This window comes from Microbacterium sp. Leaf320, from assembly GCF_001423485.1.
Classification (GTDB): Bacteria; Actinomycetota; Actinomycetes; order Actinomycetales; family Microbacteriaceae; genus Microbacterium.
Genome location: NZ_LMOD01000005.1, coordinates 327,206 through 345,546 on the forward strand (window position 1 = coordinate 327,206; position 18,341 = coordinate 345,546).

The window sequence follows — 18,341 nt, forward strand, 5'->3', positions numbered from 1 at the left end:
AGACGAGTGCGATACGTTTATGAGCAGAGGGCGCATCGGCGCTCACGCCATGGAAGGCAGACGACGCATGCTGGTACTCACGAGACGCGCCAATGAGAGCATCGTGATCGGTGATGACATCACCGTGACGATTCTGGCGGTGACGCCGAGCGGAGTCCGCGTCGGCATCGATGCGCCGCGCGACAAGCGCATCAATCGCGCCGAGATCGTCATCGCGGTGAGCGACGCGAACCAGGAAGCAGTCCAGGCGTCGTCGGACGACTCCGCGGCATCGCTGCTTCTGAGTGCTCTCGGGCGCGCCGGCACCACGTCCTGACCCGGTGCATCGCTGCTCGCCCTCGCGCTCGGAGTTACTGTCCAGGACGTTGTCGCGATAGTCGTGGATGTGGCGGGCGATCCCGTCGCGGAAACCGTGACATGACGAGGTGACGAATCGTGGCCGCTCACGACCTGAGCATGCAACTGATGCGAGAGCGCGATCTGCTGGAGGTGCTGCTGTTCAAGCTCGACGAACAGCAGATGCTGCTGGCGACCGGGCGCAACCGCTGGATCCATCATGCGGCGAACGAGATCGAGCGTGTGCTCGCGGCGATGCCCACGGTCGCCCTGTCGCGCGACACGCTCGTCATCTCCGTCGCGGATGAATGGGGAGTGCCCGAGGCGACGACGCTTCGCGAGCTGATCGACGCCGCACCGACGGATGCCTGGCGCGAGGTCCTGTCCGGCCATCTGGACGCCATGACCGCACTCGCCGACGAGATCGGCGACATGAAGAAGGTCAACGAGCAGCGACTGCGTACCGCCATCCGTGTCACGCAGGAGACGATCGCCGGCCTCGGCGTGCCCACCGGCGAGTACGACCCGCAGGGCGGCGTCGTCCGTGACGGTGACGCCCGACTCCTCGACACGAGGGTGTGAGGCGCGATGTCTTCGTTCGCAGGGCTTCGTCTCGCCGAATCCGCTCTCTCCGCCGCCCGCGCGGGGATGACTATCACCGGGCAGAACATCGCCAACCAGACCACCCCCGGCTACACCCGTCAGCGGGTCGACCAGGTTCCGATCTCGGCCCCCGGCCAGACCGGACTGTGGCCGTCCGGGCTCGGCATCGGCGGCGGAGTCAGCGTCACCGGCATCGCCCGGCTCGGCGACGACATCCTCGATGCCCGAGTGCGGGACGCGCTCTCGACCTCCGGCTTCTGGGCGGCGCGGGCGACGGCCGCCGGCCAGGCGGAGGCCGTGATGGCCGAACCCACGAAAGACGGTCTCGCCGCGAACCTGAACCGGTTCTGGGCTGGCTGGTCTGATCTCGCCAACACCCCGGATCCGGCGGCCGCGCAGGTCGTGCTCACCAACGCGAACGTGCTCATCGGGCAGATCGCGGCCGGGTACCAGTCGATCGCGGGGCAGTGGAGCGACCTTCGGGGTCAGGTGGACAGTCAGATCGCCGACGTCAACGCCATGGCAGGGCAGGTGGCCACCCTCAACGGGCAGATCCGTGACGCGCTGCAGTCTGGCCGCAACGCCAACGAGCTGATCGATCAGCGCAACGTCCTCGCCCAGCAGCTGTCGACCGCGGTCGGAGCCAAGGGCAACGTCGAAGCCGATGGGACCCTCACGCTGCGTGTCGACGGGAACGCGCTCGTCTCCGCCGACAGCAGCCGTGCCCTCGTCGCGAGCGGACCACGGGACATCGCGGACGCCGGACGCATCAGTGTCGCGTGGGCGGATCGCCCCGGTCTGCCGGTGACGATCACCGGCGGGCTGGTCGGCGGCACCATCAGCGCGCTGGCGCCTGCCGCCGACGGCGGGACCCTGGCCGGCGTCGCCGCCGCGTACAACGAGACCGCGACCGCTCTCGCGACAGCCGTGAACGACGTCCACCGCACGGGTGTCACCCCGTCGGGTGCCGCAGGCGGCGACTTCTTCTCGATGAGCGGCACCGGCCCCGCGGCCCTCGGGCTGAGCGTTGTTCCCACAGGCCTCGACGACCTCGCTCTCGCCGCACCCGGCGCGGGCGCCAAGGACACCACGATCGCTGACCGCATCAGTGCTCTGGGTGCATCGGCGACGGGACCGAGCAAGACGTGGTCGAGCTTCGTCACGGGCTTCGCGGTCGCGGTCGCCGGTGACGTGCAGCGCGCCGACATCGCCGACATGGGTGCCGTGGCCGCAGTCACCGCCCAGCAGTCGAACGCTTCCGTGGACGGCGATGAGGAGACGATCAACCTCCTGACCTACCAGACCGCGTACCAGGCCGCAGCTCGCGTGCTGACGGCCGTGGACGAGGCCCTGGACCTTCTGATCAACCGCACCGGCCTCGTCGGCCGCTGACTCTGGGGAGAGCCATCATGATCGGTCGCATCACGAGCAACACCATGACGCAGCAGTCGCTGCGGACGCTGCAGACGAACCTCGCGGATCGCGAGCGGCTGCAGAACCAGGCCGCCTCCCAGCGTGCTTTCCGCTCTCCGAGCGAGGATCCGGCCGCGGCCGCGACTGCGCTCGGCGTGCACGGCGACCAATCGCGCGTCGCGCAGTTCGCGCGCAACCTCAGCGACGGGATGGCGTGGGTGACGACGGTCGACACCGCTCTCGGGGCGAGTGCCGACCTGCTGAACCGCGCCAGAGACCTCACCGCGCAGGGCGCGAACTCGGGTGCGCTCAGCCCCACGGCCCGCGAGTCCATCGCGCAGGAGCTGGAGTCGATCAGCGCCGAGCTGCTCGCCAAGGCGAACACCACCGTGCTCGGTCGCAGCGTCTTCGCGGGAACCAGCGATTCGGGCGCGGCGTTCGACCCCGGGACGTTCACCTTCAACGGCAGCCCGGGAGCCGGAGTGCAGCGGCGCATCAGCGACAACGAGACCGTTCGCGTCGACTTCGACGGCTCGCAGGCGTTCGGCGACGGGGCGAACAGCGCGTTCGCGCTGCTCAACGACATCGCTGCGGAGCTGCGCGGCGGTGCGGAGGTCGGTGCCCGCCTTGCCGATATCGACGGACGTCTGAAGGATGTCATCGCGGCCAGGGGCGCGACCGGCGCACGGCAGGTGCAGCTCGAGCGGGCCTCGTCGCAGAACCTTTCGACATCGATCGACCTCGAAGCGCGACGTGCCGAGGTCGAGAACGTGGACGGCCTCGAGGTCCTCGTGCGGCTGCAGTCCGCCGAGCTCGTGTTCCAATCCGCTCTGCAGGTGACGGCCAAATCCCTGCAGACCAACCTCCTGGAGTTCCTCCGATGACCGCGACCGCTGAGACGACGGGCTTCGCCGTCGAGTTCACCTCTCCGATGCCCGGGCTGAGCCCGTACACGGCGTTCACTCTCGAGCGCCTCGCCGGCGCGGAAGGGCTCTATGCGCTGCGTGCTGCGGATGCCGACGTGCGGCTGTTCCTGTTGGATCCGCTCTCGGGCGACTACGGTTACGCTCCGGCTCTGCCCGCCGATGCGCGATCCGAGCTCGGCGCCTCCGACGACTCGGAGATCCGCGTCTTCGTGGTGGCGAATCCTGCCGACGACGGGGTCTACATCAATCTCCGCGCCCCCGTCCTGGTCCACCGGGAGACCGGGCGGGCGGCACAGGTCATTCTGGACGACCAGGCATACCCGATCCGCGCACTCCTCGGTGCTTGACCCCGACGCAGCGCGAATACCCAGTGACCGGCGTGCCAGGACGGCCCGCCGACCAGAACGCACAGGAGAGATGACGTGGTCGATCTGCGATCGAAGATCCATGGCGCCGGCGCGACCCAGGGCGTGAACCTGGTGGTGATGGCGTACCACGCCCGCGTCGCGCGTGACGCCGAGGGCGTGGTCATCACGCATTTCCTCGACGCCAGGGTGCACCCGGGCGATCGCCGCGCACCCGGGCAGACGAGTCTCGCGCTCGTGTCGAAGAAGGATGCGACGTCGACGACGGGCTTTGCGAATTCGGCTCGGTACACGCCGCTGCAGCTGGCGTCCATCGAGCAGGCGGCGGCCGACAACGCCACCGACCTCATCGACGTGTCGGGCAGAGTCGTGGGCAGAGCATTCGGCGTCAGGGCTGACCTGCTCATCAACAGCGGCGAGGTCGTCGTCAACACCCGGACGCTGACGGCCACCGAGCTGTCGGTGGGCGACGACGAGGACGGTCGCGACATCCGTGCGCAGATCGTCGCCTCGGTGACGGCTGCGAGGCGGGCGCGCGATGCTGCGCGCGCCCTCGTGAGCGAGCCGACGGGCGGTGCACTCGCGCGCGGATAGCCGTGGTGATGCGGCGATCGTCGGAAAAGCAAAGAAAACCGAGATTCACCGCATATACCAAGGAAGAGCCTTTAGGCTCTGGGAGCACAGGCTGGGGTACTGGCAGATCCCGGCGTCGTCGCAGGAGAGGGGAGACCTGCGCGCGCCGCGGATGCGGCTGGTAGGGGTACAGCGCAGAGAAGCCCGGTGACGGGCGACATTCCATGGGACGGAAGACGACATGAGCACATCAAGGACGCTCGAGACGAACAGGGTGAGCAAGCGCGAGTTCGTGCAGCGATTCGCGCGACGAGGGGGCATCTCGGTCCCGGCCGCGCAGACGGCGTACAACGCGATGATCGACGAGCTGCTCGACCTGGTCGGCCGGGGGAACACGGTGACTCTCACCAACTTCGGCAAGTTCTACCCGCAGACGCACAAGGGGCATCGCGTGCAGTTCGCGAAGGACGAGGGCGACGCCGAGGTCAATGACTACACGGTGTTGAAGTTCTCCGCGACGCGCGAAGTGAACCGACGCGTGAAGGTGAACGACTAGCCATCGTTATCTGAACGTAAACGAGAATCCCCGAAGGTTTCGACCTTCGGGGATCTTTCTTGCCCGTTACGCCTCTAGCATGTAGTTGAATGTAGTTCTGGCCGCTGGGGAGGGGCCTCGCTGTGAGTCGCTGGGGAGGGCTTGCACTTACAGTGGAAGAGACGGAATTCGATGCCGATGCGCGCACGGAACCAGCTCGTGGTCGAACACCTGCACATCGTCGGCGCGGCCACGGCATACGTGGCGTCCCGCCTCACTCAGGTCTCCCGCGACGACCTCGCCTCGGCGGGCGCCTTCGCGCTTGTCCGTGCGGCCGAGAAGTTCGACGCGACTCTCGGGGTGCCGTTCGGCGCCTTCGCCCGCGGGCGCATCAACTGGGCGCTGAAAGACGAGCTGCGGTCGATGGACTGGGCTCCGCGCGACATCCGCGTGCGTGCGAAGGAGACGACGAAGGTGCGGCAGACGCTTTCGGCGGCTCTCGGTCGCACTCCCAGCGTCGTGGAGATCGCAGCGGCCATGGGAGTGGACACCGGCTCGGTTCGCGAGGGGCTCGCCGATGCCGAGCGCATGCTCCTGAGCCTCGACGCCCCGGATGCGCCCGAGATCATCTGGACCGGCTATCTCCCCGAGGAGCAGGCGATCGCATCCGAGCGGGACGAGTTCCTCCGCCGCGCCGTCGATGCGCTCCCCGAGCGCAAGCGCGAGATCATCCGCGCGATCTACTTCGACGACCGCAGCGTGAAAGAGCTGGCCGACGAGCTCGGTGTCTCGCACGCCGCCGTGTCACAGCAGCGTGCCGAAGCGGTGCGGATGCTCCGCGATGCGCTCGACCGCCACTACGCCGAGGGCCCTGTCGGCGAGACCCCGCCGACGTCGCGCTCCTCCGCATCCGTGCTCGAGGCGTATTTCGAGCGGCTCGCGACCGGCGGTCACCGCTTCACGCGGGCGATCCTGTCGCACGCCGTCGGCGCCTGACCGCTCGACGCCGCACCGTCTCGGAATCCGCCCGTCGGTCTACCGTTCAGAGACCGAAGCCGTAGCTGGCCTGCCCGACCAGGATCAGGCTGACCGTGGTGGGGTAGACCTCCGGTTCTTCGTCTTCGTCGTCGAGCAGATCGAGTTTGTGGATCGGCACGAAGATGCCGCCGTCCGGCTCGAAGATGAGATCCTTCGGGACGAACGAGGCGAAGATCGAGCGCGTCGAGTTGCGCAGCTCATAGGTCCGGCCGACGTCGCCGCGCTCGAAGAGGTTCATCTCGACCTCCTCAGACCAGACCTTGCCGTCGGGGAAGCGGGCCTCGATGCGGTAGGTGCTGGGCTCGACGGACTTGATGTTCAGGTCTTCGACGATCTCGGAGAAGAGCGTGTCCGGCTGCTCGAGCTCGAACGCGATCGCGCGGAGGTGGTCGTAGTTGAGGCGAGCGCGTCGCGAGAACAGCGCCACGTTCTCGATCTCGTCCGGGTTGGCGTTCGGAGCCTGGTCGATCAGGTACTGCCTGACCTCGTCGGGGCCCGGGTACTCGAAGCGCATGTGGTAGTGGAATCGTCCTGGCCGGTTGACGATATAGGTGCTGACGTCGGCGATGTCGTTCACAGTGAGGCAATAGATGCGTTTGACTGACGACAGCCCGTCGAACAGTGACAGGAACTGGTTCTGCCGGTTGCTTGCGTCTCCGCCGCTGCGGCGGCCGGCGGGGAAGATCTTCTCGAACTCGTCGAAGATGATCAGGCACTCGTCGAGCGTGTCGAGGAACTCGACGATGCCGTCGTTGTCCTCCGAGACGATCACCACAGGAAGGCACTGTTCGCGGGCTTCCTCGGCGACCATTCGCAGGAAGAGCGTCTTGCCGATGCCCTTGTCACCGGACAGCATGACTCCCAGACTGCGGTCGGTGAGCGCGTAGGAGCGGAAGATCTTGTCGACCTTCCTGTCGCGACCGCCGTAGATGCGCTCGGTGCCGACGGAGAGGTCGTCGATCTTGATCAGGCTGAAGCCCTCTTTCGAGGTGAAATGCACCCGATATGTGCCGAGCGGGAACACCTGATGCGTGCGGACGGCATCGTCGTAGACGCGGACGTGTCCACCCGTCTCGATGTAGGTGCTGGTCAAGATCCTCCTCCTTCGCTCCCCGTTGTAGATATCGGTCGAGATCGCCGTGCCGTAAGGCGATCGCGGAGCGATTTTCGCAGTAGCCTGAGCGGATAGCGGGCGTGGGGACGTCCGGGTCTGGGGCCGTCATGGGTGGATTTGCAGGTGTGGAGCAGCCGGTCGACGGTTCGATCGTGATCATGGTCGAGGCGGCGCCGCAGGGGCTGATGCAGTACACGCTCGATCCGGACGCCAGACAGCCCGTGTGGAGGGCCATACTCATCGCTCATGACGACGCCATCATCGGTGCCGCGACGTCTCCCGAGCAGACCGCCGACCTGCTCGTGCGCGGCAGTGTCGAGTGCATCCGGCGGAGCATTCCCAGTCTCGATGTCGGCGGTCTGACGATGCGCCCCGAGGTCGGGCCGAACGACAACGCGCAGATCGTCGCCGCGGGCGACGCGAGATTCCTGAGATCCGAGTGGGACGCGGTCGTGCGCGAGATCGAGGACGAGATCGAGGGAGCGTAGCGCGCCCCTCAGTCGCCGATGAGGTAGGCGTCCACCAGCAGCGCCCCGCGGATATCGCGCAGGGTGTCGATCACACGGTCCACACTGCGCGGCGTGAAGGACGGCATCTGCAGGTCGTGCGGCCCCAGCGGCTCGAGCTTTCCGATGCGGATGCGCAAGACCTCCCATCCGGCGGCTCGCAGGGCTCGATCCTTGCGCAGATCGGCATCCTGGCGCTTGCCCACGTGTTCGAGGCCGTGTCGGCCGACCGTGTCGTACTCGATCGCGACCCGCAGCTCGGGCAGGAGGATGTCGGGCCAGACCTCGGTGTGTCGGAAGAAAGGCCGGGCGACCTTGACGGCATTGACGCCGGTGGTGACGGCGAGCCGGGACTCGAGCGCCCTGCGCAGCCTCGCCTCGGCGGCGGATGCCGGTGCCGGTGCGCACACGCTCAGGAACGCCTCGCCGCTCGGAAGGTCGGGGGTCTTCGCGCACAGCGTCGTAGGCGGCTTGGGTCGCCTCGGGATCGCGCGGGCTTCGCCGAGGATCACCGGCTGCGGTCGGGCGAGAGTAGAGCATTCCGGGCACCAGGACGACTGCCGGCGCACCCGTCCCGGGCGCTCGCGCTGCTCGGTGGGCGTGGCCGCGAAGCGGTGACCCATCCGGCACTCCCAGCAGAGCAGCACGTCGGCTGCGAGCGGCACCTGCGACAGTGCTATCCCGTGGTTGAGCTCGGGATGGTACTGGCGGATCAGCTCGGGGTACGCGGCCCAGGCCGCACGGTAGGTGCCCGTCTCATAGGGCACGTCGCGGCCGCGCGAGAACTGGCGTCTCGCCCACCACGACTGCACGGATTCGGTCACGCGAGGACGCTACCCGCGGCGACCGACATCGCGAGGAGGGACCGGACGTGACAGACTCGCGGAGACGGACGCGCCGGGAGACGGGCGAGCCGGGAGACGGACAGAGGGAGCAGTCATGGCGCAGCGGATCGTGATCAGCGGTGCATCGGGTCTGATCGGCACAGCGCTCGCTTCATCACTCCGCGCCGACGGCGTGGAGGTGACGACTCTGGTGCGCCGGACGCCTCGTGCGCCTTCCGAGGTCGAATGGTCGCCCGGGGAGCGGGAGCTCGACCCGGACGTCCTGGCGGGGGCGGACGCCGTCGTCGCTCTCGGCGGCGCGAGCGTCGGCAGACTTCCCTGGACGCGCCGGTATCGCCGCGAGCTCGTCGAATCCCGCCTCACGACGACACGTACGCTCGCGACCGCCGTGCGCACGCTGCGTGACGACGCTCCGGCGTTCGTCTCGGCATCCGCCGTCGGCTATTACGGCTCGGCGCCGGGGGAGACTCTGACCGAGGAGTCGCTCGCGGGTGACACGTTCCTCGCACAGCTCTGCGTCCGGTGGGAGCAGGAGGCGCAGCGCGCGGGGGAGCAGACCAGGGTCGCGCTGCTGCGCACTGCCCCGATCATCCACCGTCGGGGGGTGCTCAAGCCGCTGATCCAGCTGACCCGCTTCGGTGTGGCCGGCCCGATCGGCCGCGGCACCCAGATCTGGCCCTGGATCTCGCTCGACGACGAGGTGCGCGGCATCCGTCATGTGATCGACGCCCGTCTCGAAGGCCCTGTCAACTTCACCGGTCCCACGCGCGCGTCGGCGAACGACATCGGTCGGGCGCTCGCGAAGAGGATGCGTCGCCCGTTCTGGCTCCCCGTGCCGGGTTTCGCGCTCCGTCTCGCGCTGAGCAGATCCGCCGCAGACTCGCTGCTCCTGTCGGATGCGGACGTGCGACCGACGGCCCTCGAGAGATCGGGCTTCGAGTTCACGCACACGACCGCGCAGCAGGCGGTCGACGCGGCGATCTGATCGCACCCGGTCGACCGCCCGGCCGGATCAGTGCCCGTGCGGGTCGCGCCGGTTGAGTGTCTCCACGACCTGGGCGTAGTCGCCCCGCGCTTCGCCGTAGCGCAGGAACTTCACGTTCTCGACCTGGATCTCGGTCGCGTCCGGCTGCGTCTCGATCAGCCCGACGACCTCGTCGACGAAGTCCTCGAGCGGCATCGCGAAGGCACTGGATTCCTGACCGGGCATGAGCGACGTGCGCACGGCCGGCGGCTCGAGCTCCAACACCTTCACCGTGCTGCCGTCGAGCTGCAGGCGCAGCGACTCGCTGAGCATGTGGATGGCCGCCTTCGTGGCGTTGTAGGTCGGCGTCACTCGCAGCGGCGCGAAGGCCAGCCCTGACGAGACCGTCATGATCGTCGCGTCGGGAACCGTGCGCAGGTGCTCGATGAACGCCGCGATGAGACGGATCGGGCCGAGAAGATTCGTGGTGACGGTCGCCTCCGCGGTCTCGAGGAACCCGGCAGGTGTCGTCCAGTCCTCGGCGCGCATGATGCCCGCCATCGTGACGACGACGTTGAGGCTCGGGTGGTCGGCGAGCACGGTCTGTGCCGCGGCGCGGATGCTGTCGGCATCCGTCGTGTCGATCCTGACCGTGTCGATGCCGGGGTTCTCGGCGGCGATCCGTTCGAGCAGGTCGGTGCGGCGTCCGCCGACGATGACCGTGTTGCCGCGCTCGACGAACTTCTGGGCGAGCGCGAGCCCGATGCCGCTGGTCGCCCCGGGGATGAAGATGGTGTTTCCGCTGATGTTCATGCCTCCACTCTTCGGCCGACGGCGTCGGCTCACCAGAGAGCGCTGATCCAGGGATCCGCGATCCCTGGATCACCGTCGGCGCGCACGGGATACTCGAGAGGTGGACAGAGAAGCACTGGCAGAGTTCCTCGTGCGGCGCAGGGAGCAGCTGAAGCCGTCGGACGTCGGCCTCGGCGCCGGAGCGCGTCGTCGCACGCCGGGACTCCGTCGAGAAGAAGTCGCGCAGCTGGCGGCGATGTCGACCGACTACTACGCCCGTCTCGAGCAGCAGCGAGGGCCGCAGCCGAGCGTGCAGATCCTCGCGTCACTGGCGAGGGCCCTGCGACTCACCCCGGATGAGCGCGACTATCTGCACCGCATCTGCGGCCACAGCGCGCCCGATCGCACGATGTTCACCGACTATGTGCACCCCGGCATGCTGCGGGTGCTGGATCGCCTCGACGACACACCGGCGTTCGTGGTGTCCGTGCTCGACGAGGTGCTCATCCAGAACGATGCCGCGCGTGCTCTGCTCGGAGACGCGAGCGGCCTGGAGGGGATCGAGCGCAGTGGCATCTACCGGTGGTTCGCGCACCCCGATGGGGAGCGTGTCCGGTACCCGCCGGAGGACCATCCGCGGCACAGTCGAGTGCTCGTCGCGTCGCTGCGGGCCGCCCACGGGGCGCTCGGCGAGCGCTCGAGGGCAGGCGACATCGTCCGGGAGCTCTCCTCCCGCAGTGCCGAGTTCGCCGACCTCTGGGACGTGCACGAGGTGCGCAGGCGCTTCGAGGACCACAAGGTGCTCATCCACCCGGAGATCGGGCCGATCGAGGTCGATTGCCAGGCGCTGTTCACCGAGGACGAGTCGCAGGCGCTCATCGTGCTGACCGCCGCGCCCGGCAGCGATGCCGAGACCAAGCTCGAGCTTCTCAGAGTGCTCGGGACGCAACGGGTCTGACGGGCACCCAGCACGCCACGCGGTTGCGGTAGGCGGCGAACTCGGATCCGAAGCGGGACTCCAGATCGGCCTCCTCGAGCGGTCGGACGACCGTGTTCCAGAGGATCGAACCGCACAGCGAGTAGGCGACGACCATCCACGAGCCGAGCAGCATGCCCACCGCGACACCTTGCGCGATACCGGCCACGGCCATCGGGTTGCGCACGTAGCGGTAGGGGCCGGTGATCACGAGTCGGTGCGCCATCTGCGAGGGAAGCGGTGTTCCCTCGCCCTTCACCGACATCGACACCGCCGACCAGATCCCGAGTGCCGTCGCGCAGACGAGCAGCACGCCCCCGGCGATCCGCACGCCGAGAGGGACGTCGATGCGGAGCATCCACCGAGCCTCGACCAGCGACACGACGACGGGGATGACCAGGAGGAAGGTTCCCCAGAAGAAGAGCGTCTGCAGGCCGGTGCGGGCGAGCAGCCGCCCGGTGCCGACCCGCGCGGCCGAACGGAACGCGAACGGGCCGGTGACCATCCATTCCACCGGAACCCTGCCCAGGAGCAGGATGATCGCCGACACGATGCTCGCTCCGGCGGCGACGACCATCAGCAGGGCGCCCCACCCGGCGAGCGAGGTGAGTGTGGCGTAGACGCACATCGCCGCCGCCACCAGCGCCGTCCAGGGTGCGACCACCCAGAGCGCCCAGCGGAACCCGGCGGCGACCAGCGCGGACGCGACGACGAAGAGCGGGATGTCGAGCATCGCCACAGGTGCGACAGGAAGGTCTCCGAGCGTGGCACGACGGACCGCGTCCGACAGCGGGACCGCGATCCACCAGAGTGCCCCCGCGAGAGCCTGGAGGGCGAAATACACCCGCGCCGTCACCGGAGTGATGCGGATGCCTGCGATGACGGGCATGCTCGCCAGTCTACGAGCGAGTCCGGATCACGACTCCTCGTGCGTGGCAGGGTCGGCGTCGAAGAGGCGGCCGTCGGGGCGTCCGAGCGCGGTGATCGCCTCGACTTCGGAGGCGGAGAGCACGATCTCGCCCGCAGCCAGGTTCGAGGCCTGATGCTCGAGAGACGACGCCTTCGGGATCGCGACGGTCCCGCGGGCGACATGCCAGGCCAGAACGGTCTGCGCAGGGGAGATCCCGTGTCCGGCGGCGACCTCGCCGATCACCCGCTCCTGGATCAGTTCCTTGGCTCGTCCCAGCGGGCTCCAGGCCTCGGTGATGATCCCATGCTCGCGGTGATACGCCAGCTGCTCGTCCTGCGGGAAGTACGGGTGGACCTCGATCTGATTCACGACCGGGCGGACGCCCGTCTCGCGCTCGATGCGCTCCAGGTGCTCGGGAAGGAAGTTCGAGACGCCGATCTGCCTCACCGTCCCGCGCTGCTGTGCCTCGACCAGTGCCTCCCAGGCCTGCACGTACTCGTCCTGGTGCGGGTTCGGCCAGTGGATCAGGTGCAGGTCGATCGCATCGACGCCGAGACGCGAACGGCTCTCCTCGATGCTGGCGCGCGCCTTCTCGCGCGGGTGATGACGACCGGGAAGCTTCGTCGTGATGATGATCTCGGCACGGTCGACCTCGGCCGCGCGCACTCCACGGCCGACGGATCCCTCGTTCTCATAGTTGAAGGCCGAGTCGAGAAGACGGTATCCCGCACCGATAGCCGTCGTCACGGAGCCCGCTCCCGCATCGCCGTTGAGGGCATAGGTGCCGAAACCGAGGGCGGGAAGCGTGAAGCCGTTGTGTGCGGTGAAGTGAGGAAGAGCCGTCATTCCGCCAGCGTACGCTTATGGCATGACGGGAGGGCGAAGCGTGGCAGTCGATGACGGTGATCTCCCCGGCGACGCGAGCCGGTGTCCGTGCGGGTCGGGTGACGTCTTCGGCGGATGCTGCGGCCCGCTGCTCGCCGGGTCTCCCGCCCCGACGGCCGAGCGTCTGATGCGGTCGCGATTCACGGCCTTCGCACTGCACGATGCGTCGTACCTCCGCGCCAGCTGGCATGAGTCGACACGCCCGACGACGATCGACTTCGACGACGACCTGGTCTGGAAGCGGCTCGTGATCGTCGATCGCGTCGCGGGCGGTCCGTTCGATCGTGAGGGCGTCGTCGAGTTCGAGGCGTTCTTCCGAGAGGGCGCGGAGCGCGGTTCGCTGCGCGAGCGCAGCCGCTTCGTGCGGGAGGGGCGATCGTGGCTGTACCTCGACGGGCAGGTCGGGTGATGCACGCGACCGCGCAGCGACTAGATTTGAGAGCGTGAACGCCAGCCCAGAACACCAGCGCATCCTGCTCGACGTCGCCGACCTGGACCGGCGCATCGCGCAGGCGGAGCGCGCACGCACCACGCCCACGCAGGCGGCTCGGATCACCGAGCTCGTCGCGATCCGGCAGGAGCAGCTCCGCGAGCTGACCGCGCTGACCGGCACGCGTGACGACGTCCGCACGGAGCTCACCCGGCTCGAGTCCGATGTGAAGCTCGTCGAGCAGCGTCGGGCGCGTGATGCGGACCGTCTCGCCGTCGCGACGAACCCCAAGGACGCGCAGGCGCTCGAGCACGAGATCGCCAGCCTCACGAAGCGCCAGAGCGACCTCGAGGACATCGAACTCGATGTGATGGGGCGCGTCGAGGATGCCGATGCGGCGGTCGCCGCCCAGCAGGCGCTTCTCGCGACGACCACTGCCGAGGGCTCGGCGCTCACCGCGCAGGCCAAGGCCGACGTCGCGTCGGCGACCGAGCTCGGCGCGCAGCTGACGCGTGACCGTGAGGCCGTGACCGCGGTGATCCCCGCACCGCTGCTCGCCGAGTACACGCGTCGTGCCGCCAACAGCGCCGGTGCCGCTCGTCTCGCGCGCGGCACCTGCGAGGGCTGCCGCATGCTTCTTCCCGGCACCGACCTGAACGACATCCGCAACGCGGCGGACGACCTCGTGGTCTCGTGCCCCGAGTGCGGCTGCATCCTCGTCCGCACCGAGGAATCCGGGCTGTGATCTCCGCGCCGCGCGCGCGACGGCGGTGAGCTCGCCACAGCACACCGAACGGCGTGTGGCGTTGCTGGCCCGAGCCGGCGGATACACGGCGGTGGAACTCGCCGCCGACGATTCCGAGGTCGTACGCGTCGAACTCGCGGCGTCCGACATGCCGCGGTGGGTGTCCGATCAGGAGGCGACGAACCCGCCGCGCTGGGTGATCCGCAGCGCGCGGGAGATCTATCCCGTGCTGCTCGATGCGGGCGTTCTCCTCGGCCGCTCGCACGACCTGCTGCTCTGCCACGCCATCCTCCGCGACACCGACAAGGTGGCGAGGCCGCTCGCACCCTCCTCATCGTGGGTGCGTCGTGAGCCCGTCGACGAAGCGCCTGCTCTCTTCGACGTCGTCGAGGAGAGCGAGTCCGGCGACCCCGTGGGCGACGCGCTCGAGCAGTATCGAGAGCAGCGCCGCGTGCTCCGCGACGGCAAGGACGGGAGGCTGACGCTGCTGACCTCCGCGGAATCGGCGGGGGGACTGATCGCCGAGGAGATGCGCGCCGCGGGTCTGCCGTGGAACGAAGCGGCGCATGACGCGATCCTCACCGAGATCCTCGGCACGCGCCCTGCCGCAGGGGGCCTGCCCAGCCGGATGGTGGCGCAGGGAGAGCGTGTGCGTGCGATCCTCAGCGACCCGACCTTGAATCTCGAGAGCCAGCCCAAACTGCTCCGCGCACTGCACCGGGTGGGCGTGCAGGTCGAGTCCACGGGCCGATGGGAGCTGGCCCAGCACAGCCACGCGGTCGTCGAGCCGTTGCTGGCGTACAAGAAGCTGTCACGCCTCCTCAGCGCCAACGGGTGGGCCTGGCTCGCGGAGTGGGTGCACGAGGGCCGCTTCCGGCCGATCTACATCACCGGGGGCGTCGTGACCGGGCGCTGGGCGTCCGCCGGCGGCGGTGCGCTCCAGCTGCCGCGCAACCTCCGCGCGGCCGTGCGGGCAGATGAGGGGTGGACGCTCGTCGTCGCCGATGTCGCGCAGCTGGAACCGCGGATGCTCGCGGGCATGGCTGGCGATCGGGCGATGGCGAAGGCCGCGCAGGGCAAGGACCTCTATGCCGGCGTCGTGGAGTCCGGGGCCGTCGCCACTCGTGAAGAGGCGAAGTACGCGGTGCTCGGCGCGATGTACGGAGCGACCACGGGCGACAGCGGCCGCCTCGTGCCGCGCCTGCGCAAGGTGTATCCACGGGCCATGGCCCTGGTCGACAAGGCCGCACGCTTCGGAGAAGACGGCGGAGTCGTCTCGACCTGGCTCGGACGATCCTCGCCTCGTCCGTCCACGGAATGGGAGGCGATGCAGGCACGGGCGACCGATGCCGACGCCGATCCTGCAGACGTCGCTATCGCGCGACGACGAGCGAGGGACTGGGGCCGGTTCACCCGCAACTTCGTGGTGCAGGGGACGGCTGCCGAGTGGTCGCTGATCTGGCTGGCCGAGATCAGACACCGCCTGCAGGCGCTGCCCGATGCGGAGCGGCCGGCGACGGCATCCGGAGTCTTCCGCTCCCGCGCGCACCTCGCCTTCTTCCTGCACGACGAGGTGATCCTGCACGTGCCGGCCGACCAGGCGGACGCGGCGGCTGATGCCGTGCGCGAGGCTGCAGCGGTCGCCACGCGGCGGCTCTTCGGCGGCTTCCCGATTGACGTGCCGCTCGATCTCCGCATCGCGGAATCGGCCGAGAAGTAGTCACGCACCGACGTAGACTGGGACTGCGAATGGGTCGACTGGACGGTCGCGTGGCGGGCAACCGCACCGAGGAACGTCCGGGCTCCTCAGGGCAGGACGGTGGGTAACGCCCACCCGGAGCAATCCGCGAGAAAGTGCCACAGAGAGCAGACCGCCCCGCAAGGGGTAAGGGTGAAAGGGTGGTGTAAGAGACCACCGGGGGCCATGGTGACATGGCCCGCCAGGTAAACCTCGTCCGGAGCAAGGTCAGACAGAGGATGTTGACGCGGCTCGCCGAGTCCTCGGGTAGACCGCTAGAGTGCCACGGCAACGTGTCGCCGAGAGAGATGGCCGTCGAAGGGGCGAAGAACCCCGGAACAGAACCCGGCGTACAGGTCGGCCCATTCGCACTTACAGGCTTGGCCAGGATTGTCCGGTTCAGCGTGTCAGGCCTCGGCGGAGCGTCCCGACCGTCCGCTTCTGCCTCTGGCGTCACAGCCGGTTGCTCGGTAGCGTTCGTTGATGTCGAACCGCACAGCTGCCGCGACCGTGGCGCTCTTCACCGCCCTGTCCGTCTCAGCGCTCACCGGCTGCAGCGCGCCGACTCCGGAGATCGTAGAGACCGCGGCCGAGGTGCAGCCCGCCGCGAAGCCGACGCCGAGCGGCACCCACACGCCGACCCCGACTTCGACGTCGACTTCAGAGGTGAGCCGCTGCGACGTGCTTTCCATGATCTCGATTCCCGGGTACAGCGAGGGAGATGAAGAGCCGACCTATTACGCCACGTGGAACGGTGTACTCCCGGTGGACAACGGCGAGACCGATCATGCCCGCGGCACGATCACGAAGACATCGGACGGCCGGATCGCGACGTACACGGTCGCGGAAGGGGATGCGCCGATCGCAGTGCGGGAACGGCTGTGCACGGACGTCTACGCGGCGATGACCTACAACCGGCTGGGGTCGCTGCTCTATCCGGGCGATGTTCTGACGCTGGGGCCGGGAGCTATGGAGCCGCTCGCGACGGAACCGTTCGTGATGGAGCCTCAGCGACTCTGAGCACGGAAAGCTGCTCTCGCCGAGCGCCCGGGTGCGACCGGCGGCAGCCGAGCGTCGACGAGAAGGCGCACGGTGTTCTCGGAGCGGTTCTACGGCCGACCGCTGAGAGTGTCCGAGACGCTGTCGGCAGCCTCCGCAGCCTTCCTGCGCTTGAGGTTGCGTCGCACGAGGGGCCAGAACAGCACGAGCACGCCCGTGGCGATGAGGCTCGTCCACACCTGGGTGCGGCCCCCCTCACTGAACATCATCACGACGATCACTGCAGCGATGCAGGCGATCAGCAGGATGTTCAGCCAGGGGTGCAGCCACATCTTGAGCTTGAGATTCGCGACCTCCTCCGGTGTCATCTTCTGGCGGAGCCGCCACTGAGTGACGGCGATGAAGACGTAGACGAGCAGGGCGACGAGGCCGGCCGAGTTCATGATGAAGTCGAAGATGCCCGATCCGGGCGTCAGGAAGTTCACCAGGGTGGCGATGAGTCCGCCGCTGGTCGAGGCCAGCAGCGCCATCACCGGTACGCCGTTCTTCGACTTCTTCGTCATGATCTTCGGCGCGAAGCCCTGCTCGGCGAGCGCCGAGAACATGCGCGAGGCAGAGTACAGACCCGAGTTCAGTACCGAGATGACCGCGGTGAAGATCACGAGCTGCATGATGATGCTCGCACCGGGGATGCCGAACTGCTCGAGGGCGTAGGTGAACGGTGCGTTGGCGACGTCTGTGGGCGCCGGCAGCTCGTTCCACGGCACGACCGTGACGATGATGAGCACCGAGCCGACGAAGAACAGCAGGATGCGCCAGATGATCGTGCTCGTCGCCTGGCGGATGCCCTTGGCTGGGTCTTCGGACTCGGCGGAGGCCATCACGGCGATCTCGGTGCCGAAGTACGAGAAGATCACGAGCGCGACGCCGGTGAAGGCGACGCCGTAGCCGTTCGGGGCGAATCCGCCGTGCTCCCAGAGGTTCGAGACCGAGACCTCGGAGTTCGGCCAGAGTCCGAAGGCGAAGAGCAGACCGGCACCGAGGAACACGACGATCGCGAGAACCTTGACGCTGGCGAGCCAGAACTCGACCTCGCCGAACGCTCGGACCGAGATGATGTTCGTGCCGACGAAGATCCCGATCAGGATCAGGGACCACGCCCACGACGGGACTGCGGGGAACCAGCTCGCCATCGTCTCGCCTCCCAGCACCGCCTCGTAGGCGAGCACGCCGACCCAGAAGTACCAGTACAGCCACCCGACGAGATACGCGGCCCAGTTGCCGAGGCCCACTCGTGCGTATTCCATGAACGAGCCGATGGCCGGGCGCGAAGCCGCCATCTCGCCGAGCATGCGCATTGCGAGGAACACGAGCAGCCCGCCGATGAGATACGACAGCACCGCGGCCGGCCCGACAGCGCGGATCACGTTGCCGGAACCGACGAAGAGGCTCGCCCCGATGATCCCGCCGAGGGTGATCATCGTGACATGGCGCGACCTCAGCTTCTTCGCCTGAGGTCTCTCGACGGGCACGAATCCCGCCGACGTCGCCGGCGAGACCGGCTTCTCCCAGGATGATTCTGACGGTTGGTTCATCTCGAAGCTGCCTTTCGTTGCCACGCGACCTGGACGTCGGGGCCGTAGTCCAG

At 68.2% G+C, this 18,341-nt stretch carries 21 protein-coding genes and 1 other RNA gene; 16 read left to right on the forward strand and 6 right to left on the reverse strand.

Annotation, left to right across the window (positions count from 1 at the left end; genetic code table 11):
* Nucleotides 1–67 precede the first annotated feature (67 nt).
* The 8 genes from csrA (at nucleotide 68) to ASF63_RS17570 (ending at nucleotide 5,747) form a co-directional block, all read left to right on the forward strand.
* Nucleotides 68–316 (forward strand): carbon storage regulator CsrA, encoded by a 249-nt coding sequence (gene csrA, locus ASF63_RS17535; protein WP_056517084.1) that lies wholly within the window; start codon nucleotides 68–70, stop codon nucleotides 314–316.
* A 119-nt stretch (nucleotides 317–435) separates the two neighbouring features.
* A complete protein-coding gene (flgN, locus tag ASF63_RS17540) occupies nucleotides 436–918 on the forward strand; it encodes a flagellar export chaperone FlgN (RefSeq protein ID WP_056307424.1) in 483 nt (160 codons plus the stop codon).
* A 6-nt stretch (nucleotides 919–924) separates the two neighbouring features.
* Nucleotides 925–2,331 carry a flagellar hook-associated protein FlgK gene (gene flgK / locus ASF63_RS17545; protein WP_056517086.1) on the forward strand — a complete coding sequence of 469 codons (1,407 nt, stop codon included), beginning with the start codon at nucleotides 925–927 and terminating at the stop codon, nucleotides 2,329–2,331.
* Between the two features lie 17 nt (nucleotides 2,332–2,348).
* Nucleotides 2,349–3,236, forward strand: a complete 888-nt coding sequence (gene flgL / locus ASF63_RS17550) for a flagellar hook-associated protein FlgL (protein ID WP_082478311.1) — start codon at nucleotides 2,349–2,351, stop codon at nucleotides 3,234–3,236.
* Nucleotides 3,233–3,625, forward strand: a complete 393-nt coding sequence (locus ASF63_RS17555; protein ID WP_056517089.1) for a flagellar assembly protein FliW — start codon at nucleotides 3,233–3,235, stop codon at nucleotides 3,623–3,625. The genes flgL and ASF63_RS17555 overlap by 4 nt, the downstream gene beginning before the upstream one ends.
* 75 nt (nucleotides 3,626–3,700) lie before the next feature.
* On the forward strand, nucleotides 3,701–4,237 hold the full coding sequence (locus ASF63_RS17560) for a hypothetical protein (protein WP_056517092.1): 537 nt from the start codon (nucleotides 3,701–3,703) through the stop codon (nucleotides 4,235–4,237).
* A 220-nt stretch (nucleotides 4,238–4,457) separates the two neighbouring features.
* Nucleotides 4,458–4,772 (forward strand): HU family DNA-binding protein, encoded by a 315-nt coding sequence (locus ASF63_RS17565; protein WP_056307433.1) that lies wholly within the window; start codon nucleotides 4,458–4,460, stop codon nucleotides 4,770–4,772.
* Between the two features lie 177 nt (nucleotides 4,773–4,949).
* Complete coding sequence (locus ASF63_RS17570; RefSeq protein WP_235560850.1) at nucleotides 4,950–5,747, forward strand: sigma-70 family RNA polymerase sigma factor; 798 nt, start codon at nucleotides 4,950–4,952, stop codon at nucleotides 5,745–5,747.
* A gap of 46 nt (nucleotides 5,748–5,793) precedes the next feature.
* Here ASF63_RS17570 and ASF63_RS17575 read toward each other — a convergent pair whose 3' ends face one another.
* Nucleotides 5,794–6,882 (reverse strand): AAA family ATPase, encoded by a 1,089-nt coding sequence (locus tag ASF63_RS17575; protein WP_056517100.1) that lies wholly within the window; start codon nucleotides 6,880–6,882, stop codon nucleotides 5,794–5,796.
* A gap of 128 nt (nucleotides 6,883–7,010) precedes the next feature.
* Between ASF63_RS17575 and ASF63_RS17580 the strand changes: the two genes are divergently transcribed.
* A complete protein-coding gene (locus ASF63_RS17580; protein ID WP_157534422.1) occupies nucleotides 7,011–7,391 on the forward strand; it encodes a hypothetical protein in 381 nt (126 codons plus the stop codon).
* An 8-nt stretch (nucleotides 7,392–7,399) separates the two neighbouring features.
* Here the strand turns inward: ASF63_RS17580 and ASF63_RS17585 are convergent, their stop codons facing one another.
* Entirely contained in the window at nucleotides 7,400–8,233 is an 834-nt protein-coding gene (locus tag ASF63_RS17585; RefSeq protein WP_056517106.1) for a zinc-ribbon domain-containing protein, read from the reverse strand.
* Nucleotides 8,234–8,348: 115 nt separating this feature from the next.
* Between ASF63_RS17585 and ASF63_RS17590 the strand changes: the two genes are divergently transcribed.
* Nucleotides 8,349–9,239 (forward strand): TIGR01777 family oxidoreductase, encoded by an 891-nt coding sequence (locus ASF63_RS17590; protein ID WP_056517108.1) that lies wholly within the window; start codon nucleotides 8,349–8,351, stop codon nucleotides 9,237–9,239.
* A gap of 27 nt (nucleotides 9,240–9,266) precedes the next feature.
* On the opposite strand, the gene ASF63_RS17595 is transcribed toward ASF63_RS17590, so the two are convergent.
* Nucleotides 9,267–10,031: an SDR family oxidoreductase gene (locus ASF63_RS17595; protein WP_056517111.1), complete on the reverse strand. Its 765-nt coding sequence runs from the start codon at nucleotides 10,029–10,031 to the stop codon at nucleotides 9,267–9,269.
* 100 nt (nucleotides 10,032–10,131) lie between these two features.
* On the opposite strand from ASF63_RS17595, the gene ASF63_RS17600 reads away from it, so the two are divergent.
* Nucleotides 10,132–10,968, forward strand: coding sequence for a helix-turn-helix transcriptional regulator (locus ASF63_RS17600; protein ID WP_056517114.1), 837 nt, complete (start codon nucleotides 10,132–10,134; stop codon nucleotides 10,966–10,968).
* Here the strand turns inward: ASF63_RS17600 and ASF63_RS17605 are convergent.
* Nucleotides 10,940–11,875: a methyltransferase family protein gene (locus tag ASF63_RS17605; protein WP_056517117.1), complete on the reverse strand. Its 936-nt coding sequence runs from the start codon at nucleotides 11,873–11,875 to the stop codon at nucleotides 10,940–10,942. The genes ASF63_RS17600 and ASF63_RS17605 overlap by 29 nt on opposite strands.
* Nucleotides 11,876–11,902: 27 nt before the next feature.
* Entirely contained in the window at nucleotides 11,903–12,742 is an 840-nt protein-coding gene (locus ASF63_RS17610; RefSeq protein WP_056517120.1) for an aldo/keto reductase, read from the reverse strand.
* A gap of 22 nt (nucleotides 12,743–12,764) precedes the next feature.
* Between ASF63_RS17610 and ASF63_RS17615 the strand changes: the two genes are divergently transcribed.
* The 5 genes from ASF63_RS17615 to ASF63_RS19195 all read left to right on the forward strand — a co-directional run bounded on the left by ASF63_RS17615 (nucleotide 12,765) and on the right by ASF63_RS19195 (nucleotide 16,714).
* Entirely contained in the window at nucleotides 12,765–13,190 is a 426-nt protein-coding gene (locus ASF63_RS17615; RefSeq protein ID WP_056517122.1) for a YchJ family protein, read from the forward strand.
* 34 nt (nucleotides 13,191–13,224) lie between these two features.
* Nucleotides 13,225–13,956, forward strand: a complete 732-nt coding sequence (locus ASF63_RS17620) for a zinc ribbon domain-containing protein (RefSeq protein ID WP_056517125.1) — start codon at nucleotides 13,225–13,227, stop codon at nucleotides 13,954–13,956.
* Nucleotides 13,957–13,981: 25 nt separating this feature from the next.
* Nucleotides 13,982–15,676 carry a bifunctional 3'-5' exonuclease/DNA polymerase gene (locus ASF63_RS17625; RefSeq protein WP_056517127.1) on the forward strand — a complete coding sequence of 565 codons (1,695 nt, stop codon included), beginning with the start codon at nucleotides 13,982–13,984 and terminating at the stop codon, nucleotides 15,674–15,676.
* Nucleotides 15,677–15,706: 30 nt separating this feature from the next.
* Nucleotides 15,707–16,063: RNase P RNA component class A (gene rnpB, locus ASF63_RS18010), an RNA gene on the forward strand.
* Nucleotides 16,064–16,177: 114 nt separating this feature from the next.
* Complete coding sequence (locus tag ASF63_RS19195) at nucleotides 16,178–16,714, forward strand: hypothetical protein (protein ID WP_157534423.1); 537 nt, start codon at nucleotides 16,178–16,180, stop codon at nucleotides 16,712–16,714.
* Between the two features lie 89 nt (nucleotides 16,715–16,803).
* Here the strand turns inward: ASF63_RS19195 and ASF63_RS17640 are convergent, their stop codons facing one another.
* On the reverse strand, nucleotides 16,804–18,288 hold the full coding sequence (locus tag ASF63_RS17640; protein WP_056517136.1) for an amino acid permease: 1,485 nt from the start codon (nucleotides 18,286–18,288) through the stop codon (nucleotides 16,804–16,806).
* Nucleotides 18,289–18,341 lie beyond the last annotated feature (53 nt).